We start from the raw sequence: 3004 nt of genomic DNA on the forward strand, positions 1-3004 counted from the left end.
GCTTCGTCTTGCTCTGCTCGGGAAACAACGACTCGAATCGCGGCGTCGCCCGGGCAACGAAACCCTGCCCCTGGCGCAYGATGAAATAGGCAGCGAGRTCATGCCGCTCGGCGAAGGCATAGCCTTCCTCCGGGCCGAGCACCATCAACAGCGTAGACAAGCCATCGGCATGCAGCSCCGAAGGGTCGACCACCGTCACTGCCGCCAGCGCGTGMTTCACCGGCSTRCCGACRCGTGGATCGAAGGTGTGCGAATAGCGCTGGCCACCTTCCTCGAAATAGTTGCGATAATCGCCGGAGGTGGAAACGCTGTAGCCATCCAGTGCAATGGTGCGCTCCACTTGCCGCTCGCTTGCGCCGCTCGGCACCTCCAGGGCGATGCGCCAGGGCGAGCCATCCGGCTTGCGGCCGACCGCCTTGAGTTCACCGGTGATCTCGACCAGATAGGCCTGGATGCCCAGGGCCGAAAGCCTATCGCCGACCTGATCCACCGCATAGCCGGCGACAATGCTGTCAAAATCCAGTTGCGCCGCCACATCCTTGCACAGCTTTTCGCCCTCCATGCGCAAGTGCTGATGCCCTACCCGTGCTCGCTCCCGTGCCAGCGCGCCAGCATCCGGCAAGCGCTCCCCCCGTGACTGCGGACCGAATCCCCAGAGGTTCATCAATGGCTGCACCGTCAGGTCGAAAGCCCCGCCACTCTCGCGGAACAGAAACTCACCGTACGCCAGCAAGCGACGCATTTCTTCCGGCAACGCCTGACAGGCGCCGGCCGGTAGATCGTTGAAGCGGGAAACCACGGAGTCGCTGCGCCAGTTGGAAAACYGCTGGTCGAGCGCCGCGAGTATCGTCTCGACTTCGGCCTTTACTCGCTGCGAGTCGGGCGTCTGCGCGGCGGGTACGTACTGGATCGAATAAGTGCTCCCCATGGTCGGTCCGGAAACGCGCTCGATCCGTTCGCCACAGCCATACAGCAACGTCAACAGCATCACCAGCAGGCTTACGCGCATCAATCAACACCTCTGTGATCCCGTGTGGGATGACTACCGCTCATCAGCAAGCCTGATCAAAAAATGAACAAAACCTCTACTCGGCACTCTGAGTTGCGGGGTGATCAATTGTCCCCCTCCCTTTTCGCTCAACGTCCTGGAAGCAAAAAAACCATCATATGCATTAGCGCATAGGGGTGTTTTTTGCCCAAAAATTGGAGGACAGAAAATGTCTAACCATTCGTTGCAGAGCGTCGAGCGCATGCAGAGCCGCGTCCGCGCCCAGCGCCAGCCGCAACAGAAACCCTTCTGGCGCAGCCTGCTGGCCATCGCCTCACCCTCACAGCTTAGTTGGCACGGAGGGATCGAGCTCAGGGGCTACAAAGAATTATCCAACGCCACGCCGGTTGCCTCGGTCCCGATTGCAAACATACAGCTGGCGATTCCGCTCGAGCGCGGTCGCCGGTCCGTCCAGCCTTGCGTGCAGCCGGGACAGCATGTGCGCAAGGGCGAGGTGATCGGTATTGGCGATGACAACACCCCTTGGGTGCATGCCAGCACCTCCGGCATCGTGGAACGGATTGATCTCGCCTTCGCGGCCGACTCAGCCGGGCCGGTCATGGCCGTCATTCTGAACGCAGATGGTCTGGATGAGTGGATCGAACGCCCGGTGCCGGGGCTGCCGCAAACGCCCGAGGCGCTGGTCGAACGAGCATTGCAGATGGGCATAGTCGGTCTTGGCGGGGCGGGTTTCCCGACGGCCCTCAAGCTGGCCGGCGCCCGGCAGCCCGATCTTCTGCTGATCAACGGTGCCGAATGCGAGCCCTTCCTTACCTGCGATGACCGTCTCATGCGCGAACGTGCCGAGGCGCTGATCGAGTACGCCGACTATGTCGCCACCCTGATGGGAATAACCCTGACCCGCTTCGGTATCGAAACCAACAAACCTGAGGCGATTACCGCGTTACGCGCCGCCGCTCGCCAGGCGCGCACCCGGGTCGAGATATGGCCGCTACCGGCGCGTTACCCGGCAGGAGGGCAGCCGTTGATGATCAAGGCCCTTAGTGGCCGCAGTCTGGCGCCAGGGACCCTGCCCGCCGATATCGGCGTACTGGCGCTGAATGTCGCGACGCTCTACGCACTGGGCCGGGCCATCTTCCACGGCGAACCACTGGTAAGACGCGTGCTGACGCTGACCGGGGACTGCAAGCGCCCCGGGAATGTCCTGGTGCCGGTGGGTTACCCGGTCAGCGCACTGCGCGCACTTGCTGGCGCAGCCCCCGAAGGCCAGTTGACTCAGGTCGGCGGGCCGATGATGGGACAGCCGTTACCGGACCCCACTGCCGTCATCAGCAAGACCAGTAGTTGCCTGATATTCGGCGCCGAGCGCTACTTGCCGGCACCTCAGCCCGCAAGCAGTTGCATTCGCTGTACGCGCTGCGTGGATGTCTGCCCGATGTCGCTCAGACCGCTGGATCTCTACGCTGCGGCCGAGCGCCTTGACAAGGCCAGCCTGCAGGAACTGCGATTGGATGCCTGTATCGAATGCGGCAGCTGCAGCAGCACCTGCCCGAGCAATCTGCCGCTGCGCGAACGTTTCCGCCAGAGCAAGACGGAGCTACGTGCATGAGCCTGATACTTCGTTCTACCGCGCACCGACAACTGCGCACAATAATGCTGCTGGTCAGCCTGTGTCTCCTGCCGGGCACCACCCTGTACGCCTGGCAATTTGGCATCGTGGTCTGGTTGCAGACCTTCTGGTGCGTGCTGCTCGCCCTGGGCTTCGAAGCAGGCCTGCTGCGCCTGCGCGGACGTAATGTCCGTGAGGGTTTGAGCGACCTGAGCTGGCTGGTGCTAGGCCTGATACTGGCTCGGGCATTGCCGCTGCTGGTGCCGCTGTGGATGATCGCCCTGGCCAGTTTTGCCGCGCTCGCACTGTGTAAACACGGCAGTGGAGGCCTGGGTCGCAACCGCCTCAACCCCGCCATGGTTGGCCTGGGGATCATCGCTATCTGC

At 62.7% G+C, this 3004-nt stretch carries 3 protein-coding genes; 2 read left to right on the top strand and 1 reads right to left on the bottom strand.

Features of this window, described 5'->3' with window-relative positions:
• A partial coding sequence (locus ACXRVY_RS22370; RefSeq protein WP_458238262.1) for an FAD:protein FMN transferase occupies positions 1–1009 on the bottom strand: 1009 nt, incomplete at its 3' end.
• A 208-nt stretch (positions 1010–1217) separates the two neighbouring features.
• Between ACXRVY_RS22370 and rsxC the strand changes: the two genes are divergently transcribed.
• Together rsxC and ACXRVY_RS22380 are read left to right on the top strand one after the other, a co-directional pair.
• Complete coding sequence (gene rsxC / locus ACXRVY_RS22375) at positions 1218–2618, top strand: electron transport complex subunit RsxC (RefSeq protein ID WP_223463358.1); 1401 nt, start codon at positions 1218–1220, stop codon at positions 2616–2618.
• Positions 2615–3004 (top strand): RnfABCDGE type electron transport complex subunit D (locus ACXRVY_RS22380; protein WP_458238263.1); only part of this gene is annotated, 390 nt, incomplete at its 3' end. The genes rsxC and ACXRVY_RS22380, both read left to right, overlap by 4 nt.

Source organism: Pseudomonas sp. P5_A2_2, assembly GCF_054177685.1.